This window comes from Streptomyces sp. NPDC057474 (genome assembly GCF_042802555.1).
Classification (GTDB): domain Bacteria; phylum Actinomycetota; class Actinomycetes; order Streptomycetales; family Streptomycetaceae; genus Streptomyces.
This window is the reverse complement of the sequence record NZ_JBHVDX010000009.1, coordinates 1-24024: the sequence shown is the minus strand read 5'-3', so window position 1 is coordinate 24024 and position 24024 is coordinate 1. Positions and strand designations below refer to the sequence as shown.

General features: G+C 67.6%; 20 protein-coding genes. 10 read left to right on the top strand and 10 right to left on the bottom strand.

From position 1 onward, the window contains the following. Nucleotides 1-42 precede the first annotated feature (42 nt). From gnd to dnaA, 3 genes are all read right to left on the bottom strand, one after another. Nucleotides 43-918 carry a phosphogluconate dehydrogenase (NAD(+)-dependent, decarboxylating) gene (gene gnd, locus ACFU53_RS04065; RefSeq protein WP_383985812.1) on the bottom strand — a complete coding sequence of 292 codons (876 nt, stop codon included), beginning with the start codon at nt 916-918 and terminating at the stop codon, nt 43-45. 207 nt (nt 919-1125) lie between these two features. Then, nucleotides 1126-2256, bottom strand: coding sequence for a DNA polymerase III subunit beta (gene dnaN, locus ACFU53_RS04060; protein WP_037689673.1), 1131 nt, complete (start codon nt 2254-2256; stop codon nt 1126-1128). A gap of 957 nt (nt 2257-3213) precedes the next feature. Further along, a complete protein-coding gene (gene dnaA, locus ACFU53_RS04055) occupies nt 3214-5202 on the bottom strand; it encodes a chromosomal replication initiator protein DnaA (RefSeq protein WP_383985810.1) in 1989 nt (662 codons plus the stop codon). A 417-nt stretch (nt 5203-5619) separates the two neighbouring features. Here dnaA and rpmH point away from each other — a divergent pair, with 417 nt between their 5' ends. From rpmH to ACFU53_RS04010, 9 genes are all read left to right on the top strand, one after another. Then, entirely contained in the window at nt 5620-5757 is a 138-nt protein-coding gene (gene rpmH / locus ACFU53_RS04050; RefSeq protein ID WP_005482975.1) for a 50S ribosomal protein L34, read from the top strand. 21 nt (nt 5758-5778) lie between these two features. Beyond that, complete coding sequence (gene rnpA / locus ACFU53_RS04045; RefSeq protein WP_383985808.1) at nt 5779-6150, top strand: ribonuclease P protein component; 372 nt, start codon at nt 5779-5781, stop codon at nt 6148-6150. Further along, the gene (gene yidD, locus ACFU53_RS04040; protein ID WP_257543242.1) at nt 6147-6500 is read left to right on the top strand and encodes a membrane protein insertion efficiency factor YidD; all 354 of its coding nucleotides are present in this window, start codon (nt 6147-6149) and stop codon (nt 6498-6500) included. The genes rnpA and yidD overlap by 4 nt, the downstream gene beginning before the upstream one ends. 3 nt (nt 6501-6503) lie before the next feature. Next, complete coding sequence (gene yidC, locus ACFU53_RS04035) at nt 6504-7787, top strand: membrane protein insertase YidC (protein ID WP_383985806.1); 1284 nt, start codon at nt 6504-6506, stop codon at nt 7785-7787. Between the two features lie 15 nt (nt 7788-7802). Then, nucleotides 7803-8315, top strand: coding sequence for a protein jag (locus ACFU53_RS04030; RefSeq protein WP_383985804.1), 513 nt, complete (start codon nt 7803-7805; stop codon nt 8313-8315). A 115-nt stretch (nt 8316-8430) separates the two neighbouring features. After that, the gene (gene rsmG, locus ACFU53_RS04025) at nt 8431-9147 is read left to right on the top strand and encodes a 16S rRNA (guanine(527)-N(7))-methyltransferase RsmG (protein WP_383985802.1); all 717 of its coding nucleotides are present in this window, start codon (nt 8431-8433) and stop codon (nt 9145-9147) included. Nucleotides 9148-9436: 289 nt separating this feature from the next. Continuing rightward, nucleotides 9437-10510: a ParA family protein gene (locus ACFU53_RS04020; RefSeq protein ID WP_383985914.1), complete on the top strand. Its 1074-nt coding sequence runs from the start codon at nt 9437-9439 to the stop codon at nt 10508-10510. Beyond that, the gene (locus ACFU53_RS04015) at nt 10507-11604 is read left to right on the top strand and encodes a ParB/RepB/Spo0J family partition protein (RefSeq protein WP_383985800.1); all 1098 of its coding nucleotides are present in this window, start codon (nt 10507-10509) and stop codon (nt 11602-11604) included. Before ACFU53_RS04020 ends, ACFU53_RS04015 begins: the two co-directional genes overlap by 4 nt. Nucleotides 11605-11928: 324 nt before the next feature. Next, a complete protein-coding gene (locus ACFU53_RS04010) occupies nt 11929-12546 on the top strand; it encodes a GNAT family N-acetyltransferase (protein WP_383985799.1) in 618 nt (205 codons plus the stop codon). Nucleotides 12547-12598: 52 nt separating this feature from the next. Here the strand turns inward: ACFU53_RS04010 and trxA are convergent, their stop codons facing one another. The 7 genes from trxA to ACFU53_RS03975 form a co-directional block, all read right to left on the bottom strand. Then, on the bottom strand, nt 12599-12931 hold the full coding sequence (gene trxA / locus ACFU53_RS04005) for a thioredoxin (RefSeq protein WP_383985797.1): 333 nt from the start codon (nt 12929-12931) through the stop codon (nt 12599-12601). A gap of 41 nt (nt 12932-12972) precedes the next feature. Next, nucleotides 12973-13944: a thioredoxin-disulfide reductase gene (trxB, locus tag ACFU53_RS04000; protein WP_383985795.1), complete on the bottom strand. Its 972-nt coding sequence runs from the start codon at nt 13942-13944 to the stop codon at nt 12973-12975. Between the two features lie 172 nt (nt 13945-14116). Further along, on the bottom strand, nt 14117-15022 hold the full coding sequence (locus ACFU53_RS03995; protein ID WP_383985793.1) for an anti-sigma factor family protein: 906 nt from the start codon (nt 15020-15022) through the stop codon (nt 14117-14119). Next, nucleotides 15019-15732, bottom strand: coding sequence for an RNA polymerase sigma factor SigM (sigM, locus tag ACFU53_RS03990; protein ID WP_383985791.1), 714 nt, complete (start codon nt 15730-15732; stop codon nt 15019-15021). The genes ACFU53_RS03995 and sigM overlap by 4 nt, the downstream gene beginning before the upstream one ends. Nucleotides 15733-15755: 23 nt before the next feature. Continuing rightward, on the bottom strand, nt 15756-17483 hold the full coding sequence (locus ACFU53_RS03985; RefSeq protein ID WP_383985790.1) for a protein kinase family protein: 1728 nt from the start codon (nt 17481-17483) through the stop codon (nt 15756-15758). A 118-nt stretch (nt 17484-17601) separates the two neighbouring features. After that, nucleotides 17602-19821: a murein biosynthesis integral membrane protein MurJ gene (gene murJ / locus ACFU53_RS03980; protein WP_383985788.1), complete on the bottom strand. Its 2220-nt coding sequence runs from the start codon at nt 19819-19821 to the stop codon at nt 17602-17604. A 47-nt stretch (nt 19822-19868) separates the two neighbouring features. Next, nucleotides 19869-22274, bottom strand: a complete 2406-nt coding sequence (locus ACFU53_RS03975) for a DUF6049 family protein (protein WP_383985786.1) — start codon at nt 22272-22274, stop codon at nt 19869-19871. Between the two features lie 235 nt (nt 22275-22509). Between ACFU53_RS03975 and ACFU53_RS03970 the strand changes: the two genes are divergently transcribed. Continuing rightward, a complete protein-coding gene (locus tag ACFU53_RS03970) occupies nt 22510-23958 on the top strand; it encodes a CCA tRNA nucleotidyltransferase (protein ID WP_383985784.1) in 1449 nt (482 codons plus the stop codon). Nucleotides 23959-24024 lie beyond the last annotated feature (66 nt).

Below are 24024 nucleotides of genomic sequence, written 5' to 3'. Positions count from 1 at the left end.
TCGACCGTTCGTACGTTCGATCTTGTCTGCTGTGCGGGTGGGCTATTTCTTCTCGACCGCGTGGCCGCCGAACTGGTTCCGCAGCGCCGCGATCATCTTCATCTGCGGAGAGTCCTCCTGGCGCGACGCGAACCGCGCGAAGAGGGAGGCCGTGATCGCGGGCAGCGGCACGGCGTGGTCGATGGCTGCCTCCACGGTCCACCGGCCCTCGCCGGAGTCCTGTGCGTAGCCCTTCAGCCCGTGCAGGTGCTCGTCCTCGTCGAGGGCGTTCACCGCCAGGTCGAGCAGCCAGGAGCGGATGACAGTGCCGTCCTGCCAGGACCGGAAAACCTCGCGGACGTCCGTCACCGAGTCGACCTTCTCCAGCAGTTCCCAGCCCTCGGCGTACGCCTGCATCATCGCGTACTCGATGCCGTTGTGGACCATCTTCGCGAAGTGCCCGGCGCCGACCTTGCCGGCATGCACCGCGCCGAGATCGCCCTCGGGCTTCAGCGCGTCCAAGACCGGCCGCACCTTGGCGACGTTCTCCGCGTCGCCGCCGTACATCAGCGCGTAGCCGTTCTCCAGGCCCCAGACGCCGCCGGAGACACCGCAGTCGACGAAGCCGATGCCCTTGGCCGCCAGCTCCTCGGCGTGCTTCTCGTCGTCCGTCCAGCGCGAGTTGCCGCCGTCCACGACGACGTCACCGGGCTGGAGCAGCTCGGCCAGCTCGTCGACGGTCGACTGGGTGGCGGCACCGGCCGGGACCATCACCCACACGATCCGCGGGCCCTTGAGCTTGCGCACAAGCTCTTCGAGACTGTGGACATCGGCGAGATCCGGGTTCCGGTCGTATCCGATGACAGTGTGGCCCGCGCGGCGGATCCGCTCGCGCATGTTGCCGCCCATCTTGCCGAGGCCGACGAGACCGAGCTCCATCAGTTGTTCCTTAGGTTGCGACGTGGCATGAGGGCACCTGCGTACCCACGCACGAGCCTAAACCCGGACGCTCACGCACACTTGTGGGCATACCCGCTCATACGTACGCCCCGACCTGCGGCTTCGCGCAGAGGGCCCGGTGATCCACCGGGCCCCACAGCGCTGTGGACGACCTCCGGCGGCTCGGGCGCGGGGGCGTCGGGCCGGTCAGCCGCTGAGCCGCACCGGCATGATCAGGTACTTGTAGGCCTCGTCAGCCTCGGCGTCCACGGCCGGCTTGCCGCTGAGCAGCGCGGGCTTGGTGGACGTCGTGAACGACAGCTGGGCGACCGGGGAGTCGATGGCGCTCAGACCGTCCAGCAGGAACGTCGGGTTGAAGGCGATCGAGATGTCGTCGCCCTCCAGCTGGGCGTCGACCCTTTCCACAGCCTGTGCGTCGTCGCTGGAGCCGGCCTCCAGGATCAGCACGCCCTGCTCGAAGCTCAGCCGCACCGGGGTGTTCCGCTCGGCGACCAGGGCCACACGCTTGACTGCCTCCACGAAGGGGGCGGTCTCGATGACGGCCACGCTGTTGAACTCCGTCGGGAACAGCGTGCGGTACTTCGGGAGGTCGCCTTCCAGCAGCCGCGTGGTCGTACGACGGCCCGCGCCCTCGAAACCGATCAGGCCCTCGCCCGAGCCCGAGCCGGAGAGCGCCAGGATGACGCTGTCGCCGCTCGTGAGGGCCTTGGCGGTGTCCAGGAGCGTCTTGGCGGGCACCAGGGCGACCGCGGACGCCTCGGGGTTCTCCGGCTTCCACAGGAACTCGCGGACCGCGAAGCGGTAGCGGTCGGTGGAGGCCAACGTGACCGTGTCGCCCTCGATCTCGATGCGCACACCGGTGAGGACGGGCAGCGTGTCGTCGCGCCCGGCTGCGATGGCCACCTGGGCGGCGGCGGAGGCGAAGACCTCACCAGGAACGGTGCCCGTGGCGTTCGGCATCTGCGGCAGGGACGGGTATTCCTCCACAGGCAGTGTGTGGAGCGTGAACCGCGAGGAGCCGCAGACCACCGTCGCCCGTACACCGTCTGTGGAGATCTCCACCGGGCGGTTGGGAAGGGCGCGGCAGATATCGGCGAGAAGTCGACCGGAGACGAGCACCGTGCCCTCCTCGTCGACCTCCGCCTCCACGGAAACCCGCGCGGAGACCTCGTAGTCGAAGCTGGAGAGGCTCAGCTGGCCTTCCTCGGCCTTCAGAAGGAGGCCGGCGAGGACAGGCGCCGGCGGACGGGCCGGGAGGCTGCGTGCCGCCCAGGCCACTGCCTCCGCGAGTACGTCGCGTTCCACCCGGATCTTCACTGTTGCCGCCTCCTGCTGTTGCCGGCGCTTCTCGCCCTGCCTGGCTTCGTCGTCTGTCTCGGTGTCGCTGGTTCCTGCGAGGGGAAGGACACCGGGGAACAGTCTGACGCACACCACTGACACTCGGAGCCTCTCGGGGTCAAGTCGTGACGAGGCGCGGTCGAGCAGCCCGGAGCGAGTTGTGCACAGGACCCACTTCGAAACGGATTCCCAGCTCTCTCTAGTTGGGAGTAGTAGTAGGGCCTGTGGAAACCGTGGATAACCCCGTTTTCGCAGCTCAGGCGGCAAATTTTGTCCACCGTGCCTGTGGGTGGAGGCGGTGGACAACCGGGGGTATCTGTGGAGAACAGAAAGTTCTGCACACACCGTGCACAGCCCCGGGGCACTTTTCCCCAGCGGCGTCCCCAGGTTTACCCACCTTTCCCACAGCCCAACCAGGCAACTTCGTGTGACGGCTTTCACTCGACACGGTGAGAAGGCGCGTTGGCTTGCCGAACAGTGGACAGGCATGTGGAGAAGCCGACGATCACTGGGGACAACCGGTCGCCGCCTGTGGGGCGTCGGTGGACAACTCCGTCCACAGCCTGTGGATCCCCGCTTTGTCCACAGCCTGTGGAGATCTTTCGTCCACGGATCCACAGGCAGATGACCTGGTCTGATGATCCCTGAACAGTCGGCCCTGTGGACACGATCTGCATAACTTCCCGGTCCCCAGGGTGTGGACGAGAGAAAGTCCCCGAATCTGTGGAGGGAGGCCGTAACGCGGCAGGAATTCGAACACCTGATGACGGCCCGGCGACGGACGCAGCCCTCGGCACGTGTGCGCGGCACGCCGGAAGCGCCCTCGGAAGCGCCCGCAGAAGCGGTCCTGGGCCACCGGAAGAGTTCTCCGAAACACAGAGGGCGCCCTCGGGAACTCGTCCCGGGGCGCCCTCAGCGACTACGACGGCCCTTTTGTCAGCCGTTCTTGATGCGGTTCGTCAGCTCCGTCACCTGGTTGTAGATGGAGCGCCGCTCGGCCATCAGCGCGCGGATCTTGCGGTCGGCGTGCATGACGGTGGTGTGGTCACGGTTGCCGAACTGCGCGCCGATCTTGGGCAGCGACAGGTCGGTCAGCTCACGGCACAGGTACATGGCGATCTGGCGGGCGGTCACCAGGGCGCGGCCGCGCGAGGTGCCACACAGGTCCTCGACCGTGAGCCCGAAGTAGTCGGCCGTCGCGCCCATGATCGCGGTGGCGGTGATCTCGGGAGACGCGTTCTCGCCGCCCGGAATCAGGTCCTTGAGCACGATCTCGGTAAGACCGAGGTCCACCGGCTGCCGGTTGAGCGACGCGAACGCCGTCACCCGGATCAGCGCGCCCTCCAGCTCGCGGATATTGCGCGAGATACGGGACGCGATGAACTCCAGTACCTCCGGCGGGGCGTTGAGCTGCTCCTGCACCGCCTTCTTGCGGAGGATCGCGATACGCGTCTCCAGCTCGGGCGGCTGGACGTCGGTGATCAGACCCCACTCGAAACGGTTCCGCAGCCGGTCCTCCAGGGTCACCAACTGCTTCGGCGGCCGGTCGCTGGAGAGCACGATCTGCTTGTTCGCGTTGTGGAGCGTATTGAAGGTGTGGAAGAACTCCTCCTGCGTCGACTCCTTGTCCGCCAGGAACTGGATGTCGTCCACGAGCAGGATGTCCATCTCCCGGTACCGCTTGCGGAAGCTGTCGCCCTTGCCGTCGCGGATGGAGTTGATGAACTCGTTGGTGAACTCCTCCGAGCTCACATACCGCACCCGCGTGCCCGGGTAGAGGCTGCGCGCGTAGTGCCCGATCGCGTGCAGCAGGTGCGTCTTGCCGAGTCCCGACTCCCCATAGATGAAGAGGGGGTTGTACGCCTTCGCCGGCGCCTCGGCGACGGCCACGGCGGCCGCGTGCGCGAAACGGTTCGAGGCGCCGATGACGAAGGTGTCGAAGAGGTACTTCGGGTTCAGGCGTGCCGTCGGCTCACCAGGACCGGGCGCCGGCGCGGGCTGCGCCGCCAGCGGGCCGGGCGCGCTGCTCGCCGGGCCGCCCCGGTGCACATGCCCCGAGCCCGGCGGCGGATCGGGAAGCTCACGCCGGTCCGGCCGCCCATAGTCGGAGTCGGCACGTGGCCGGTCGTAGTCGCCGCGAGGCTGGTCGTACGGCGGCCGATCCCGCGACTGCGAGCGGTAGTCCGACGACGGCGAGGCGTACGGGTCCCGATCCGGGAAACCCAGCCGCTGCTGCTGCCAGCCGTAGTCGTCCTGCGACGGCCGCGGCCAGGCGCCGGGTTCGGGCCGCTGGTACTCGGACGGATACGCGGGGCGCGCGGTCGGAAGCTGGTCCGAGCGGCCGGTGGGGAGCTGGTCCGTACGCGGGGGCGGAAGCTGGTCACCGGGCCCGCCGCTCAGGGGTTCGCCGCGCCCCGGACCGCGGTCGTCGGCCCGGTGGCGGCCGTACCCCTCGTAGGGATCGCGGGCCTGGCCGTCATAGCCGTTCTGGGCCTCATACGCGTTCTGGTTCTCGTACCCGCCGCGCGCATCGCGGCCTTGGCCGTCATACGTGTTCCTGCTGTCGTAGGCGTCGCGGTTCTGTGCCGGGACGGAGGGGAGCTCGGGCTCCTCGAAGCGGTGCTGGACCGGCGGGGGCGAGGGCTCGCCGACGGAGCTGTCGACGGTGATCGCGATACGGATCGGGCGGCCGCACTCCCGGCTCAGGGTCTCGCTGACAATCGGCGCGAGACGGCCCTCGAGTACGCCCTTCGCGAACTCGTTCGGGACGGCGAGAAGAGCCGTGTCCGCGACCAGTGCGAGCGGTTGGCAGCGCTTGATCCAGCGCTCGTCCTTCACCTCGACGCCCTGACCGCGGCCCTCACCGAGGAGCTTCTCCAGTACTCGTGGCCACACTGCGGCAAGATCGGCAGGTACGTCAGCCACAGGGCACGCTCTCTCACAGGTCCCACGAACGTGTGGTTCTGGGACAGGTCGGTTTGGAACTCGGGTGGGGCGCTCGGAACGAGGTGCTGGTGGGTGGGTTCGGGCCCAGCAGCCAAAGGAAAGGGAACGAATCGGAGTTCAGTCACGGTAGTCACGGCGACCGGTACGGTTCAAGTTGTTGTCCCCAGCCTGTGGATAGTGTCTCCCTGCGACCTCCGGTTTGACCGGATGGCGTAGCCGCGCGTACCGTAACCAGGTCGAGTTGTCGATGGCTGCTGCCGCCTGCCTCCGATGGGCACAGATCGCGTCAGGTGATCGGACAGCGGTGCACTCGGGCGTTTATACGAGCTACTCGTGGGCGCACGGTGACAGCCAGGACGGCACCCGCAAACACCGATTTCTTTCTGGAGCCCCCGAGTGAGCAAGCGCACCTTCCAGCCGAACAACCGTCGTCGCGCGAAGACCCACGGCTTCCGCCTGCGGATGCGTACCCGTGCAGGCCGCGCGATTCTCGCGAACCGCCGCAGCAAGGGTCGCGCCAGCCTTTCCGCCTGATCCCGATCAGGTCATGACGTCGTGCTGCCTACCGAGCATCGGCTGAGGCGGCGCGAGGACTTCGCGACCGCGGTACGACGAGGACGCCGGGCCGGACGCCCGCTCCTCGTCGTTCACCTACGTAGCGGTGCCACGGACCCGCACGCGCCTGGGGAGAGCGCTCCCCCGACGCGTGCGGGTTTCGTCGTGAGCAAGGCTGTCGGCGGCGCGGTCGTACGCAACAAGGTGAAGCGCAGGCTTCGCCACCTGATGCGGGATCGAGTCGCCCTGTTGCCCCCCGGTAGCCTGGTAGTGGTACGAGCGCTGCCCGGAGCGGGTGACGCCGACCACGTACAACTGGCCCAAGACCTGGATGCCGCCATAGGGCGGTTGCTGGGAGGGGGCGCACGATGAAGTACCCGCTGCTGGCGCTGATCAAGCTGTACCAGTGGACGATCAGTCCGCTGCTCGGGCCGGTGTGCAAGTACTACCCGTCGTGCTCCCACTACGGCTACACGGCCATCGACCGGCACGGTGCGATTAAGGGAACGGCACTCACCGCCTGGCGCATCCTGCGGTGCAATCCGTGGTCGCTCGGCGGTGTGGACCACGTCCCGCCGCGCAAGCGCCCGCGATGGCACGAGATGTTGCGTGGTACGTGGCGCGCACGCAAGGGCGGGTCCTCCGCCGCCGAACCGGCCACCGAGGGGCACGTTCCTTCGAGCCCGGCCGCCGAGAGCCCGTCCCATGCCCAAGGAGCATGATTAGTGGACACGATTGCCAGTCTCTTCAGCTTCATCACGACACCTGTCTCCTGGGTCATCGTCCAGTTCCACAAGGTGTACGGCGCCCTCTTCGGCGCTGACACCGGGTGGGCCTGGGGCCTGTCCATCGTGTCCTTGGTGATCCTGATCCGTATCTGCCTGATCCCGCTCTTCGTGAAGCAGATCAAGGCGACCCGGGCGATGCAGACGCTCCAGCCCGAGATGAAGAAGATCCAGGAGCGCTACAAGAACGACAAGCAGCGCCAGTCCGAAGAGATGATGAAGCTGTACAAGGAGACGGGTACCAACCCGCTCTCCTCATGCCTTCCCATCCTGGCGCAGTCCCCGTTCTTCTTCGCGCTGTACCACGTGCTCAACAGCATCGCGAACAACGACACCATTGGTGTCATCAACGAGAGCCTGCTGCAGAGCGCGCAGAAGGCGCACATTTTCGGTGCTCCGCTGGCCGCGAAGTTCACCGACAGCTCTTCGGACGTCGCCGCGCTCGACGCCTCGCTGATCACCGTCCGCGTCGTGACCGCGGTCATGATCGTCCTGATGTCGGCGTCGCAGTTCTACACGCAGCGCCAGCTGATGACGAAGAACGTCGACACCACGGTGAAGACGCCGTTCATGCAGCAGCAGAAGATGCTGATGTACGTCTTCCCGGTCATGTTCGCCGTCTTCGGCATCAACTTCCCGGTCGGTGTCCTCGTCTACTGGCTGACCACCAACGTGTGGACCATGGGTCAGCAGATGTACGTCATCCACAACAACCCGACCCCGGGGTCCAAGGCCCAGGCCGCCTACCTGGAGCGCCTCTTCAAGCACGTCACGCGGCACGGCAAGACCCGCAACCGCCGTGAGCGCGCCATCGTCAAGGCGATCGTCGCCAAGGGCCGTGACCGCAACGAGCACGAGCGGAAGTTCATCACCGGCCTGGGCAAGGAGGGCCTCGCGGCCCAGAGCGACGGCACCGTGGCCAAGAGCGAGGCCTCGGCCGTCGCCATGGCCGAGGACGGTACGCCGACGTCCGGCACCCCCAAGCGTCAGCAGCCCAAGCGCCAGACCAAGGCCCAGCGTCAGTCCGGGGGTGCGAAGACCGCCGACGACGACGAGCCCAAGACCGAGCCCACTTCGCTGATCAAGTCCGACCAGCCGGAGGATGCCAAGCCGGCGGCCGCTGCCAAGAAGGCCGCGCCCAAGCCCGGTGCCGGTGGCCGCAGCAAGGCCCAGTCCGGTCAGCGCAAGGGCCAGCAGCGCCCCAAGTCCCCGTCCAAGAAGTAAGAAGGAGCCCATCCCGTGACGGAAGGCACCACCTCCACCGCCTCCGAGGGTGGCGACACCCTCACCCGCCTGGAGCAGGAAGGTGAGATTGCGGCGGACTACCTGGAAGGTCTGCTGGACATCGCCGATCTCGACGGCGACATCGACATGGACGTCGAGGCCGACCGTGCCTCTGTGTCGATCATCAGCGACTCCGGCAGCCGCGATCTGAGCAAGCTCGTCGGCCGGGAGGGCGAGGTGCTCGAGGCGCTCCAGGAGCTCACGCGTCTGGCCGTGCACCGCGAGACCGGTGACCGCAGCCGTCTGATGCTGGACATCGCGGGCTACCGCGCGCAGAAGCGTGCCGAGCTCTCCGAACTGGGTGCCAAGGCGGCGGCCGAGGCCAAGAGTACCGGTGAGCCCGTGAAGCTGAAGCCGATGACGCCCTTCGAGCGCAAGGTCGTGCACGACGCGGTCAAGTCCGCGGGCCTGCGCAGCGAGTCAGAGGGCGAGGAGCCGCAGCGCTTCGTCATCGTGCTGCCCGCCTGATTCGGCACGTACGTTTCTCCGGCCCCGTCTGCCCGCAGGCGGGGCCGAACTTTGTCAGCCTGTTGTTCTGATGTCAGCGCCCAGTGCGCTCTTGCGGTACGGAAGGACGGTCCCCGTGACGGAGGCAGCGGAGCTCCCCCCTGCGCCCGAGCAGGCGCGCGACGTATTCGGCGATCGCTACGCCGACGCGGTTAGGTACGCCGAGCTCCTGGCTGAGGCGGGAGTGCAGCGAGGGCTCATCGGCCCGCGGGAGGTACCCCGCCTGTGGGAGAGGCACCTGCTGAACTGCGCGGTGCTCTCCGAGGTCGTGCCCGAGGGGGTGACGGTGTGCGATGTCGGCTCCGGTGCCGGCCTGCCCGGCATTCCGTTGGCCCTCGTCCGGGACGATCTGAAGATCACGCTGCTGGAGCCACTGCTGCGGCGCACGAACTTCCTGACTGAGGTTGTCGAGCTCCTGGGTCTCGACCACGTGACCGTTGTCCGTGGCCGAGCCGAAGAGGTTCTTGGAACGCTGCAGCCGGTCCATGTGGTGACGGCTCGGGCCGTGGCCCCGCTGGACCGCCTGGCTGCCTGGGGCATTCCGCTGCTGCGTCCGTACGGAGAGATGTTGGCGCTCAAGGGCGACACCGCGGAGGAGGAGCTGAAGAGCTCTGGCACGGCCCTGAGCAAGCTCGGCGCGGTGGAGACCTCTATCCTCCATGTCGGCGAGGGGGTGGTCGATCCACTGTCCACGGTGGTCCGCGTGGAGGTCGGGGAAAGCCCGGGTGGCGTGCGCTTCGCGGCGAAGCGGGCGAAGGCGGCTCAGGCAGGGCGAGCACGTCGACGCCGCTAGGCATTGAACTAGGACGTTCGCTGATCCGTCCTGACGACGAGTCGTACTCCACACAAGCTTCCAAACCTATGCATCTCGGAGTGTCGCGCGAGCATGGCCTGTGCCGCTAGGCATCGTGTTTCACGTGAAACGTCGCTCACTGCTGCACGGCATCATCAGTCGTGGCCGCGCCGCGGCCGAACCGCGCGACCGGAAGCCTCTCGGGTCACTCGGAGAGGTAACGGAGTTTTCCACAAAGGTGGAATTCTCCACAGAACACAAGGCCTCACTGGTTCACGACCCCGAAGACATGGGAGGCTCTGTTCATTGCGAGCCTGAAGTCGAGGAGAGTGAATCCTTGCGGTCCGACGCCAACATCGCGGGACCGATGACCGATCCGGTCCCCGGTCCCCGTACCGAGTCGATGGGGGAGGATGTTTCACGTGAAACACCGCCCCCGATGGACGACACTCCCATCGGTCGTGCTGCCCAACTGGCGGTAGAGGCTCTGGGCCGCGCCGGCGAGGGCCTGCCGCGGCCTGAGCGGACCCGAGTCATGGTGGTCGCCAACCAGAAGGGCGGCGTCGGCAAGACCACGACGACGGTCAACGTCGCCGCTTCGCTGGCTCTGCACGGTGCCCGTGTCCTGGTGATCGACCTCGACCCCCAGGGCAACGCGTCCACCGCCCTGGGGATCGACCATCACGCCGACGTGCCGTCCATCTACGACGTGCTGATCGACAGCAAGCCGCTGGCAGAAGTCGTCCAGCCCGTTCCCGATGTAGAGGGTCTCTTCTGCGCACCTGCCACGATCGATCTCGCCGGTGCGGAGATCGAGTTGGTGTCTCTGGTGGCACGAGAGAGCCGGCTGCAGCGCGCGATTCAGGCGTACGAGCAGCCTTTGGACTACATCCTCATCGACTGCCCGCCCTCGCTCGGCCTGCTGACGGTGAACGCATTGGTCGCCGGCCAGGAAGTCCTCATCCCGATCCAGTGCGAGTACTACGCGCTGGAGGGCCTCGGCCAGCTGCTCCGCAATGTCGACCTGGTGCGGGGACACCTCAACCCCGTCCTCCATGTGTCGACCATCCTGCTCACCATGTACGACGGCCGGACGCGTCTGGCGTCCCAGGTAGCCGACGAGGTGCGCACCCACTTCGGCGACGAGGTGCTGCGGACGAGCATTCCCCGCTCGGTCCGTATCTCCGAGGCGCCGAGCTACGGGCAGACGGTGCTGACTTACGATCCAGGATCGAGCGGTGCCCTCTCCTACCTTGAGGCGGCACGAGAAATCGCACTGAGGGGCGTGGGCGTGGGGTACGACCCGACGCGCGCCCATATCGGTGCTCAGGACAATCCGAGCGTGGTGGAGGGGATCCAGTGAGTGATCGACGGAGGGGGTTGGGCCGTGGTCTCGCCGCACTGATCCCAGCAGCCGCGACAGGAGAGAAGGAATCCCCGGCAGCGGGAGCACCCGCATCCGCACCACCGGCGGCGACATCTGTCTTCATCCCTGAGCGTGGGGTGGTGGCCTCGAAGGTGGTCACTCTCCCGCCTGTTTCACGTGAAACAGAGGAGCAGTCGCCGAACGGCGCGGTGGAACTTCCCGCAGCGCCCATCGGCGCCTACTTCGCCGAACTGCCTCTCGACTCCATCACCCCGAACCCGCGCCAGCCGCGCGAGGTGTTCGACGAGGACCTGCTCCAAGAACTCGTCACCTCCATCAAGGAGGTCGGCCTTCTCCAGCCTATCGTCGTACGGCAGGTGGGTCCGGCCCGCTACGAGCTCATCATGGGTGAGCGGCGCTGGCGAGCCTGTCATGAGGCCGGTCTGGAGGCGATCCCGGCGATCGTGCGGGCCACGGACGACGAGAAGCTTCTTCTCGATGCGCTTCTGGAGAACCTGCATCGTGCCCAGCTGAACCCGCTGGAAGAGGCGTTCGCCTACGACCAGTTGCTCAAGGACTTCAACTGCACGCACGACCAGTTGGCGGACCGTATCGGTCGATCCCGCCCTCAGGTCTCCAACACTCTGCGTCTGCTGAAGCTCTCGGCCGCGGTCCAGCGTCGTGTGGCTGCCGGTGTTCTCTCGGCTGGGCACGCCCGGGCGCTGCTCTCCGTCGAGGACTCGGAGGAGCAGGACAAGCTCGCTCATCGGATCGTGGCCGAAGGGCTGTCGGTCCGAGCCGTCGAAGAGATCGTCACCCTCATGGGCTCGGGTCCGAAGGCCGCCGCACGGTCCAAGGGCCCACGGGCCGGCTCCGTGCCCTCTCCGGCACTGGGTGAACTCGCGACCCGGCTCTCGGATCGTTTCGAGACGCGGGTGAAGATCGATCTGGGCCAGAAGAAGGGCAAGATCACCGTGGAGTTCGCGTCCACGGAGGACCTCGAGCGGATTCTGAGCACGCTTGCCCCGGGCGAGAAGTTGGCGCTACAGAAGAGTCTCCTGGACGACGACTCGGACGAGACGGAGGCCTGAGCCTTCGACTGGTAGGACGGCCTTCAGCTCGTCGACCGCATGAACGGGCTGTGTCCGATGAATACCGGACACAGCCCGCTCTTTGCTTTCAGGCGGTATCTAGGCAATCGCATCGTGGATACGATGCGTTCGGGTATGGCGCATCGACCTGGCGGATCTTCTTGGGAGAGGCGGGGCCATGCGAACCGTGAGCCGTTCCGGACTGGTGACCGCAGGACTGGGACTGGGAGCGGTCGGCGGATTCGTCGGCAGTCTGCTCAGGGAGCGGAGTGCTCTGACAGCCGCTCGCGACGCTGCGGGCGAAGGAAGCGAGGAACAGCCTTCATGGGGCGTCGGCTCGTACCGCTCACGCTGGACAACCTTCAGGACCTTCCCAAGCGCTGTCGCTCGTGCGTCTTCTGGGAGTTGGACCCAGTCAGCGGCGAGGCCGCGGTAAAGGCGGGCACCCCCGCCCTGGAGAAGGAGGCGTGGATCTCCGCCGTCCTGCTGGACTGGGGGTCCTGCGGTCGAGTCGTCTACGTGGACGAGGTACCGGTGGGCTTCGTGCTGTACGCGCCTCCGGCGTATGTGCCCCGCTCCATGGCGTTCCCCACGAGTCCGGTGTCTCCCGACGCGGTGCAGTTGATGACCGCCTTCATCATGCAGGGCTACCAGGGCCAGGGACTCGGCCGTGTGATGCTCCAGACGGTTGCCAAGGATCTACTGCGGCGGGGCTTCAAGGCGATCGAGGCCTTCGGTGACGCCCGCTGGGAGGAACCGGCGTGTGTCCTTCCCGCGGACCATCTGACGGCCGTGGGCTTCAAGACGGTCCGTTCTCACCCCTCTTGTCCCCGGCTGCGGTTGGAGCTGCGGACGACGCTCTCCTGGAAGGAGGACGTCGAGCTGGCCTTGGACCGGCTTCTGGGAGCCGTTCAGAAGGAGCCCGCGTTGCGACCGCTCTAAAGCGAAGGGGCCAACCCGAGCGGGTTGGCCCCTTCGTGTTTCACGTGAAACATCACTCGGCGATGAAGTCCTCGAGGTCACGCACGATCGCTGCCTTGGGCTTGGCGCCGACGATGGTCTTGGCTACCTCGCCACTCTGGTAGACGTTCAGCGTCGGGATGGACATGACGCCGTACTTGGCAGCCGTGGCCGGATTCTCGTCAATGTTGAGCTTGACGATCTCGATCTTGTCGCCGTACTCCTGGGCGATCGCTTCGAGGGACGGCGCGATCTGGCGGCACGGACCGCACCAGGCGGCCCAGAAGTCCACCAGGACGGGCTTTTCGTTCTTGAGGACGTCCTGCTCGAAGGAGTCGTCGGTCACATTCTTCAGAGTGCCGGCCACTGAGGGCTCCTAACTGATTGGTGCGGTGGGGCGGACGGGGGTCAGACGGTGGTCTTCTCGGGCTCGGCGGCCTGGTCGCCGTCAGCGAGGGCGGCGAGGTAGCGCTCGGCGTCGAGAGCGGCGGAGCAGCCGGTGCCGGCCGCGGTGATCGCCTGGCGGTACGTGTGGTCGACGACGTCACCCGCGCCGAAGACACCGGTGAGGTTCGTCCGGGTCGAGGGGGAAGCCACCTTCAGGTAGCCCTCGTCGTCCAGGTCGAGTTGACCCTTGAAGAGTTCCGTGCGCGGGTCGTGGCCGATCGCGATGAACAGACCCGTCGTCGGCAGCTCGGAGGTCTCGCCCGTCTTGATGTTGCGCAGCTTCAGTCCGGCGAGCTTCTGGTCGCCCTGGATCTCGGCGACCTCGCTGTCCCACACGAAGGAGATCTTGGGGTCGGCGAACGCGCGCTCCTGCATGGCCTTGGAGGCACGCAGCGTGTCCCGGCGGTGGACGATGGTCACGGACTTGGCGAACCGCGAGAGGAAAGTGGCCTCCTCCATCGCGGTGTCACCGCCACCGATCACGGCGATGTCCTGGTCCTTGAAGAAGAACCCGTCACAGGTGGCGCACCAGGAGACACCGCGGCCGGAGAGAGCATCCTCGTTGGGCAGCCCGAGCTTGCGGTGCTGGGAGCCCGTGGTGACGATGACGGCCTTGGCACGGTGCACTGTGCCGGCGGTGTCCGTGACGGTCTTGACCTCGCCGCTCAGGTCGACGGCGACGATGTCGTCCGGGATGAGCTCGGCACCGAAGCGCTCGGCCTGGGCCCGCATGTTGTCCATGAGGTCGGGGCCCATGATCCCGTCTCGGAATCCGGGGAAGTTCTCCACCTCGGTGGTGTTCATCAGCGCGCCGCCTGCGGTGACGGCGCCCTCGAACACCAACGGCTTCAGCGACGCGCGCGCGGTGTAGAGCGCCGCCGTGTAGCCGGCGGGCCCGGAGCCGATGATGATCACGTTACGGACGTCGCTCACGGCTTGATTCCTCGTCTCTGGAGACTGCTGGGTACTGCCGGTGGGAGCTGCTCTCGGAACTCTCACCCGACCCAACGGATCCTAAGGGGCGTACATTCCCGGTGTGTCCGGGCACACGGAGACGAGGCGCCGCACAGTGGCGCCAAGGGTGGCACAGTGCGAGAGACGGTCTTCAGGGGCGGGCGAAGGAGTGCTTCGCGAGAATGTCGCCGGCGGGCTCCGAAGCATTGTCCAAGCAGGACGCATCGACGACGTAAGCGGTGACGCGCGAGTCGTCGGAGCGGTCGGGCACCAGCACGAGATAGGCGTCCGCTCCCCGGTAGGTGCCCTGTTCGGAAGCGAGAGCGCCCGTGGTGTCGCCGATACCCTTTGCGATACAGACGGGCACGTCGGCCTTGAGGACCGTGTTCTTACTCTTGTCCGGTGTCGCCGCAGTCCCGAAGGGATCCTTCTCAGGCGAGCTCGGGGTCTCGGCCTTGCCCAGGAGGTCATTGACCCGCGTCTCCAGCTTGCCGCCGGAGAAAGTGGCGGAGGTCGGTGTCGGAGCCGCGCTCGTGGGACCGTCGCTCTCACCGATCGACTGAAGAAGGACAGCACCGAAACCCAGGGCTACGATCGCGAAGACGGCCCCGATGACCGTCCTACGACGGTTGCGGCGCTTCTGGCTCGTGCGGCCCGGGCCGGTGGACGCGCGTGGATGACCGGCGGGGCGATTCACGACGGACGATGTTTCACGTGAAACATGCGCGCCGTCCTCGCTCGCCGCCGTGCGGGAGGCGCTGGCCGCGGCAGACTCCTCGGCGGTATCGCGCTCGGGTGCCGTGGCGTTCAGCAGGGCCTCGGCAGCCAGGGCGGCATCGATCCGCCCCGCCACGTCGTCGGGCATACGGGGAGGGCCCGGCAGGGTGCCGAGCAGACCGCGGATCTCCTCCAGCGAGGCGTACACGTCGGCGCAGAGGGGGCACTCGTCCAGGTGCTGACGGACATTCGCGGTGCGGGTCGGCGGGAGCAGACCTTCGCTGAGGTCGGAGATCTCCGCGACTTCCGGGTGCCCGGCCGTGTCGGTCGTGGATGTCACGCTCGCCCACCTCCGCCCTTCACAGCAGCTGAATCGCTTGGCCCTGCATCATGTGGTCCCGCTGCGGGTGGGACGGATGTCCCCTGCGCCCGGTTCCTTCCACTCCCCGACTTTTTGCCGCCGTCACCCTCGCCATCCGTACGGAGATGGGTCAGGAGCGGCAGAAGTCTGGCTCTGCCACGGGCACAGCGGCTCTTCACCGTGCCGGTCGGCACGTCGAGGATTCGCGCGGCCTCCGCCACCGGGTAGCCCTGCATGTCCACCAGGACGAGCGCCGCCCGCTGATCCTTCGGCAGGGTGCCCAGAGCCTTCAGCAGCTGGCGGTGCAGATCGTTGCGCTCGGCCGGAGCGGAAGCCGACTCGTGCGGCTCCAGGAGCTGCTCCAGGCGCTCGGTGTCGTCGACGGGCGACGTCTTGCGGGACGCAGTCTTGCGGGCACGGTCCAGGCAGGCGTTCACCGTGATGCGATGCAGCCACGTCGTGACGGCCGACTGGCCCCGGAAGGTGTGGGCGGCCCGATAGGCGGACACCAGCGCATCCTGAACGGCGTCAGCGGCCTCCTCGCGGTCTCCCAGAGTCCGCAGCGCCACCGCCCACAGCCGGTCCCGGTGCCGCCGTACGAGTTCACCGAAGGCGTCGGGGTCGCCCTCGACATGCCGGGCCAGGAGATCCTGATCGCTCACCCCGCTGTGATCAGCGCCGTGCGCCATTGACCCCCTCCCTCGGTGAACTCTCAGCCCGTGAACTTCACATCGGTGATCGCCTGCTTGTAGCCGGCGCGACTGAACTGGTCGGCGTCCGCCCTGGGCACATCGGTGAGCCACACGAGAACGTACCGGGTCTTCACCGATTTCTTGGCGGAGATCGTCAGTTCCGTCCCGGTCGTCTTGTTCGTGGCGATCTTCGTCATGGAGCTGAGCGGAGCGGACGACGACAGGGAGTCGGCCGCGTAGAGCGTGGCCGTGGTGTGGTCGCCGGAGTAGTACAGCCCTATTGAGGCCGCCGACACCTCCTGCGCCGAGCCGAGGTCGTAGACGATGCCGACGCCCTGCTTGTACGGAGCCAGCGTGGGGCCGCCGGTGAAGGAGTAGGTGCGCCAGTACGTCGACGCGCTCTTGTCGTACGTCAGGCCCACGTCGTTGGCGTGTTGGGGCTTCCCGTCCGGGTAGTACTCCGCGGCGCCGTTGATGCTGAGCGCCGTAACGGGCTTGGCCTTGTCGGTGCCCTTGTCGTTGCCGTCCGTCGTCTGGCTGGTGTCCGGCTCGCTGGACTGGTCCCCACGGCTCATGAGCGCGTCGGCCAGCTGCCAGCTGCCAAGACCGAGTGCGGCGATCAGCAGGGCCGAGACGGCCCACTTGAGGGCCTTGCCGGTCCGGCTCTGCAGCGGGGGCGGCGGGGCCTGCAGCGGCTGGGTGACGCCGGGGTGCGGTGCCTGACGGCCGTACGTCCCCTGCTGGTACGTCGTGCGCTGGTAGTCGGGCGGCGCGGTGAACGCGGGCTCCGGCGGGCGAATGCGTGGCATCTCACCTACCGCCTTCACCAGTTCCTCCGGCGTCGTGCACGGAGACTCGTGGCGGGAGGCGGTGGCACCGTCGTTGACGAGCGCGCGCATGGAGAGCTCCGACAGCCCCCTGTGGATTCCCGCACGGACCTGGTCGGGCGCGATGAGCCCGACGCCCTTGGGGAGCCCGGAGAGGCCGTGCGCGTCGTTCTCGTACGGCCAGCGCTGGGTGAGCGCCGCGTACAGCAGCGCGCCGATCGCCTCCGTGTCCGTGCGCTGCGGGGTGTCCGAGCCGATGCCGCGCAGCGCGGCGTTCACCGCGAGACCGCGGATGCGCCACTGCCCGGAGGCGGAACGCAGCACGGCGCTCGGGTTGAGCCGCAGATGCGAGAGGCCCTCGCGGTGCGCAGCGGCCATGGCGTGGGAGATCTGCGTGACCATCTGGTACGCGTCATGCGGTTCCAGCGGGCCGGAGGCCAGCAGAGCCGTCAGCTCCGTGGCGTCGGGCAGCCATTCGTGCACCACGTACACGAGGTCGTTCTCCTCGACCGCGTCCAGCACCTGGACGAAGCGGGGGTCACCCAGCAACGCTGAGGATCGGGCCGCCGCCAGCACGGAACGAGCGCGCGCGTGGTCGGCGGGCAGCACATGCACCCCGACCGCGCGACGCAGTTTCTCGTCCACGGCACGCCAACTGCTGAAGCCGTCCAGACGGGTGACGCACTCTTCGAGGCGGTAGCGCCTGGCGAGTTTGTGGCCGCTGTGCAGTTCGGGCGGTGTCGTCTTCGAAGGGCTCTCGGTACCGCCGCTCCCCTGTGCCTCTTCGCTCGCCGAGCTTTCCGTGTCCCGCTCCCGGTTCTGGGCCTCCCCGTCGGCCGTGGACTGGTCCGCTTGTGCGGTCAGCGGCTCGTCGCCGCTGTTGTCTGCCACGTCGACGGCAGCCGTGCTCCGTTCCGCCACCGTCGTTCCTGCCTCCCCATCCGTTGAGCGCTCTGAAACGCCAAAGCCAATTGTGCCCACAGTCCGCCGCTATGAGCGACACGCGGCGGCGGACGATGGTTGTGCGCGTACCCCAGCCTCAGCGCCCCAGCCGTCCGCGGACCATGCCGACCATCGAGTTGAGCTCTTCGATGCGCATGCGTCGCGCGGCGACGTAGAAGACACCGAGCAGAACGATTCCTCCCCCGACGAGTGCGAGCATCGAGCCGCCGACGCCCTGTCCCAGGGTCCGGCTGATGCCGTAGCAGGCGGCGCCGCTGAGCAGCGCCGCGGGCAGCGAGGCGATGGACAGCCGCGCGTACGTCCGCATGACCTTGGATCCGTCCAGGTCCCCGCCCAGCCGCTTCTTGAGCCGACGCCAGGCGACGCCGACACCGATCATGTACGCCAGACCGTACGAGGCCGCCATGCCGACCACGGCCCAGCGGGCCGGGATCACGAAGAAACACACCGCGGAGGCGCTCGCGTTGACGGCGGCCACGATGACTGTGTTGTAGAACGGGGTCCGGGTGTCCTCGTATGCGTAGAAGGCGCGGAGGACGACGTACTGCACGGAATACGGGATCAGGCCGAGCCCGAAGGCCATCAGCATGAAGCCCATGTTCGTGGCCGCGCCCGTGCCGGAGGAACCGAAGATCAGCGTGCACATCGGGATGCCGAGCGCGACGAAGCCGAAGGCGATCGGCACGATGGCGACCGCCGTGGTGCGCAGGCCCTGTGAGATGTCGTCACGAACGGCGCCCGGGTCGTCCTCGGCGGCCGAGCGCGAGATGCGCGGCAGGAGGGCGGCCATGAGCGAGACGGTGATGATGGCCTGCGGCAAGCCCCAGATGAGCTGGGCGTTGGCGTAGGCGCTGAAACCGGTGCCGGCGATCCTCGTCTCCGTGACCGCGGCGGTCGCCAACTGGGTGACGACGAGGGCACCCGCCTGGTTGGCGAGCACGAACAGGATCGTCCACTTGGCGAGCATCGCGGCCTTGCCGAGACCGTGACCCTTCCAGTCGAAGCGCAGCCGCATCCGGAACCCGGTCTCCCGCAGGTACGGGATCATCGCCAGGGCCTGGACCACAAGGCCCAGGAGGATGCCGATACCGAGCAGTCGCTCTCCCTCCGGCGGGATGTTCTCGACCGACATATGGGAGTCGGCCGCGCTGCCGTAGACCCAGAGGAACGCGCCGAGGGTGACGATGATGACGATGTTGTTGAGGACCGGGGTCCACATCATCGCGCCGAAGCGGCCACGGGCGTTGAGGATCTGCCCCATCACCACGTGGATGCCCATGAAGAAGATCGAGGGCAGGAAGTACCGGGTGAAGGTGACGGCGACGTCGTTGGCCTCGGCGTTGGTGGCGAGGGGTGTCGACAGCGCGCGGACGAGTAGTGGCGCGGCGAACATGGCGAGTGCGGTGAGGAGGCCCAGGATCACCATGACCAGGGTCAGCAGTCTGTTGGCGTACGCCTCTCCGCCGTCGTCGTCGTCCTTCATGGCACGGACGAGCTGCGGCACGAAGACGGAGTTGAGACCACCGCCGACGGTCAAGATGTAGATCATCGTCGGCAGCTGGTAGGCGACCTGGAAGGACTCACCGAGGAGGGCGAGGCCCAGCGCCGAGACGATCATCGCCGAGCGGATGAAGCCGGTGAGGCGCGAAACCATGGTGCCCGCCGCCATCACGGCGCTGGACTTCAGCAGGCCCGAGGCCCGCCCGCCCTTCTTGGCGGCAGGCGCGGGTGTCGGAGCGGGTGCGGGCTCCTCGTACGCCGGGCGACCCGGACCGGGGACAGGGGCGGGGGTCGGCCCGGGAACGGAGGGCTGCCCCATGGGGGTGTGGCCGCTCTGCTGCTGGTCGCGGAAGAGATGGGCGAACGCGTCCGGCTCGTGGCGCTCCTCGCCGGCCTGGGTCATCAGGTCGTCCACGCCGACGAACTGGGTCGTTCGTGCGTCGTCGCCGTACGGCAGATGCCGTGTCGGCCCTTCGGGCTCGGGCGCCGGCGTCTGCGCCCACACGCGCGGGTCGGGGGCGTACTGCGGCGCCGACGGCTGGGAGTAGAGCGGCTGTTGCGGCTGGTACGTGCCCGGAGCGGGCGGCGGGTGCGCGGCACGGTCGTAGAGAGCCTCGGCCACCGGGTCCTGGGCGGCGAGATCCCGCGCGCGGAAGGGGTCCTGGTCGTAGGCGTCCTGGAGGTACATGTCCGCGGGAGGCTGCGGCGGGACCTGGCCCGGCCCGGGCAGCGGGCCGTCGGGATACCCCGAGTCGGCCGCGCCCTGGCCGCGGTCACCGTCGTACGGCGCGTTCATGGCTACCCCACCTCATCGTCCCCGGGCCAACCGGCCACGACAATCGCTCAACGGTCCACTCTCTCACCCGTGCCGGACGGGTCGGCGCTTTCCGGAGCGGTGTCCGGTGCCGGGTCACTCGGGTGCTCCGGCTCGTCCGTCCCGGATTTCGCCGGGACCTCCTCCTCGGCAGTGTGTACGACTGAGGCCGCTTCGGCGTTCGCGTCCTCGTCCGCCGGAGCGCTTTCCGACGCGTCGTCGTCCGTCGAGATTCCCTCCGCCTCCAGCCGGGCGGCGGCGCGCTTGCGCTGTGTGTACATCCGGAATCCGGCGAGGACGAGGAGCAGGACGCCACCGGCGATGACCAACATCACCGTGGGCGTGATCTCGGTGACGTTCACCGTGAATCTGACCTCGTCACCGTACTTCTCGCCGTCCGCCGTGTAGAGCTGGGCGACGACGTCGACCTTGCCGTTGGCCTCGGCGTTGGTGGTGAACTTCACCGACTCGCTGTGCCCACCGGAGATGTCGACGGACTGCTCGTCGAAGTCGTCGTCACCGATCTTCAGACGCTTCGGGGCCTTCGACGTGAGGCGCAGTGTCAGGTTGTCGACACCCTGCACGAGGTTGTTCTGCACGGTTACAGGGATCGTCGCGCTGCGGCCCGAGAGCTTCGTCTCGGACTTCTCGATCAGCCGGACCTGTTCGGTGAGCGAGTCGAGGTACGTCTGCACGTCGTTGCGGTAGACGGCCGCCTCGACTGAGTGGCCCCGCCAGGAGGTGGACATCTCCCGGTCCATGGTCCTGCCGAACGGCGTGACCACGCGGGACTGGTCGGAGAGGATCACCTTGAAGCGGTCGAGGTCGGCCTGCGCGGCCTGGATCTCCTCGAACGCCGACTTCGGCAGCGCCTGCTTTTGCAGCGACGAGAGGTCCGAGTCCGACGGGATCTTGGTGTTGGCGCTCGGATCGGGCTTCGCGGCGGCGGCTGCGGTCAGCTCCTGGGGCTGCGACCAGTTTCCACCCTGGAGCGCTGTCAGAGCCTCCGCCATCGTCTGCGTCTGGCTCGCCGACGGCATGCGCTGCGGGGCGATCACGACGCTTCGCTGCTTGTTGTTCTGGAGGTCCGTCATCAGGCTCTGGGCGAGGAACCTCTGCACCGCCAGCGTTGAGCTCTCGGCCTTCGTCATGTCGCCCTGGAACGCTGTCGACAGCCGGGCGTCCGCGACCACCGCCGTAGTGCCGCCGCCGATGGGCCGGGCCGCGTTGGGCGTGTAGGACAGGCTGCTGCCTTCCTGCAGGCTGTCGCTGCGGGCGATCACCTTGTCGGCGCCCGCGGAGATGGCTACCTTGACGATCGACGGGTCGATGGCGCCGTTCACGGGCCAGGCGAAGTCCGTGTCCGGTACCACTCGGAGGATGTTCTGGACGGTGTCCGAGGCCACATCGGTGGCGTCCTTCAGCCGGCTGAGGGAGCCGGTGATCGTCTTGCCGTTGTGGGCCAACGACGCGAGGTCGGGGTCGGCGAAGGGGAGGGCGATCACTTCCTCGCCCTGGACCGCCGTCTCCAGCTCCGCCAGCCACTCCTTGGCGACGGCCTGGTTCGTGCCCGCGACGGTGGTGCCCCCGCTCCGGACCCGGTAGCTCTCCGTCATCGCGACGACCGACGCCAGCAGGTCCGGATCGATCACCCAGGTGATGTCCAGATCCTTGCCCAGCGTCAGCATCTGCTCCAGGCGTCCGCCGGCCGAGATCTCCTTGGCCAGGTCGTCGTTCAGGAAGAAGGGCGTCTGCTGCTCGCCGGGACCGGTCTCGGCCGTCAGATGGGTGGTGGAGATCAGCGGCCAGAGGTACGTCGTCTTCGTCTTGGTACCCGCCTCGTCGGGCTGCCACGGCAGGAACGTGCGCTGGATGCCGAGGACCTGGTCGTATTGAGCGGCGGCGGTCTTGCCCGAGAGCGAGACGCTCAGCTGATAGACACCGTCCGAGCCGAGGTCCAGCTCCTTGACGGGCACCGAGATGGTGAAGGGCTGTGCCACACCGGAGGCGAGCTCGGAGAACTTCTCCACGTACTTCCCGCCGATCTCCGTCCCGTCGGCGAACTGGTCGAAGCCGGTGCGTTTGGCCGCGGTATCGATGGCCGAGCGGCCTGTCACGGCCGCCGAGGCCACGCGCAGGCCCACATGGGCGTCCGTGACCGTCTGCTTGCCCTTGTTCGTGACCGAGCCGGAGACGGTGACCGTGTCGCCGTCGGTGGGCACGCTGGGGCTGAGCGAGTCCAGGGAGACCTCGACGGTGTTCGACCCCGTGGTCTCGGCCAGAGAAGCCTTCGGCGCCGCCTGTGCGTGCGGGGTCACGGGCAACTGGAACAGACCGGCCAGCAGGGGCGCCCCGGCGAACAGCGCTCCGGTGCGCAGCAGCCACCGGCGGGCAGCTGAGGGACTCGTCCCCTGGAAGTCTGCCGCCTCGGCCACGCGCTCGCCCGTCCCTAGTCATCGTCAGTGGTCGTCGGAATGTGCGTCCACGCATGGTAACGATGCGCGCTGAGGGGAAGTGCCGCGGTCCGCTCCACAAGATCGGGTACGAGGCCGGGCTGTCCCCGTATGTGCACGTATCAAAGGGGTAGACGATGGGGTCACCTGCGCGAGGCCCTTGTGTACGTTCAATGGAGGCGACCGCTGCCACCGGCGCCACGTACCCTTTTCTGTTGTGCCGAACGCCAACGAAGACATCAGTGCCCTGAGCCAGGTGCAGCGCCGCGCGGTGAGTGAACTGCTGCGAGTATCCCCTGTCGCCGACGACCTCGCCCGCCGTTTCCAGGAGGCCGGGTTCTCGCTCGCCCTGGTCGGCGGTTCGGTCAGGGACGCGCTGCTCGGCCGGCTCGGCAACGACCTGGACTTCACGACGGACGCTCGCCCCGAAGACGTGCTGAAGATCGTGCGTCCCTGGGCTGACGCGATCTGGGAGGTAGGGATCGCCTTCGGCACGGTGGGGGCGCAGAAGGACGGCTACCAGATCGAGGTCACGACCTACCGCTCCGAGGCGTACGACCGGACCTCGCGCAAGCCCGAGGTGTCGTACGGCGACTCGATCGAGGAAGATCTCGTACGCCGTGACTTCACCGTGAACGCGATGGCGGTGGCCCTTCCGGAGAAGGAGTTCATCGACCCCCATGGTGGGCTCGAGGACCTCTCGGCGCGTGTACTGCGCACCCCCGGCACCCCCGAGGATTCCTTCTCCGACGATCCACTGCGGATGATGCGGGCCGCGCGTTTCGCCGCCCAGCTGGACTTCGAGGTGGCCCCCGAGGTCGTCTCGGCAATGAGCGACATGGCAGGCCGTCTCGAGATCGTCTCGGCGGAGCGGGTACGGGACGAGCTGAACAAGCTGATCCTGTCCGCCCACCCCCGCGAGGGCCTGAGTCTGCTGGTCGACACCGGTCTCGCGGAGCACGTCCTGCCCGAGCTGCCGGCGCTGCGGCTGGAACGTGACGAGCACCATCGGCACAAGGACGTCTACGACCACACGCTGATCGTTCTGGAGCAGGCGATCGCGCTCGAAGACAGCGGACCGGACCTCGCTTTGCGGCTTGCCGCTCTGCTGCACGACATCGGAAAGCCCCGCACTCGTCGATTCGAGAAGGACGGCCGGGTCTCGTTCCACCACCATGAGGTGGTGGGCGCCAAGATGACCAAGAAGCGCATGACGGCCCTCAAGTACTCCAACGAACTCGTCAAGGATGTCTCGCGCCTGGTCGAACTCCACCTGCGCTTCCACGGGTACGGCATCGGCGAGTGGACGGACTCCGCCGTCCGCCGCTACGTGCGCGACGCCGGCCCGCTCCTGGACCGGCTCCACAAGTTGACCCGCTCCGACTGCACGACACGGAACAAGCGCAGGGCGAATGCTCTGTCCCGCGCGTACGACGGCCTGGAGGAGCGCATCGCCCAGCTCCAGGAGCAGGAGGAACTGGACGCCATCCGCCCGGACCTCGACGGCAACCAGATCATGGAGGTCCTGGGCGTCGGACCCGGGCCGGTGATCGGGCAGGCGTACAAGTTCCTGCTGGAGCTGCGATTGGAGAACGGGCCGATGGAACACGACGAGGCGGTGACAGCGCTCAAGGAGTGGTGGGCCCAGACGTCGCAGAATTCGTGACGGCGGGTTCTCTGCCGCCTTTGGTGGACAGCAGCGCGGTGCGATGTTTCACGTGAAACATCGCAC

What these genes read in the sequence shown, in the direction of transcription:
- gnd (WP_383985812.1), bottom strand. Translation starts at nt 918, where the DNA reads ATGGAGCTCGGTCTCGTCGGCCTCGGCAAGATGGGCGGCAACATGCGC.
- yidD (WP_257543242.1), top strand. Translation starts at nt 6,147, where the DNA reads ATGAAGTACCCGCTGCTGGCGCTGATCAAGCTGTACCAGTGGACGATC.
- ACFU53_RS04020 (WP_383985914.1), top strand. Translation starts at nt 9,437, where the DNA reads ATGGGAGGCTCTGTTCATTGCGAGCCTGAAGTCGAGGAGAGTGAATCC.
- ACFU53_RS04010 (WP_383985799.1), top strand. Translation starts at nt 11,929, where the DNA reads ATGGGGCGTCGGCTCGTACCGCTCACGCTGGACAACCTTCAGGACCTT.
- sigM (WP_383985791.1), bottom strand. Translation starts at nt 15,732, where the DNA reads ATGGCGCACGGCGCTGATCACAGCGGGGTGAGCGATCAGGATCTCCTG.
- murJ (WP_383985788.1), bottom strand. Translation starts at nt 19,821, where the DNA reads ATGAACGCGCCGTACGACGGTGACCGCGGCCAGGGCGCGGCCGACTCG.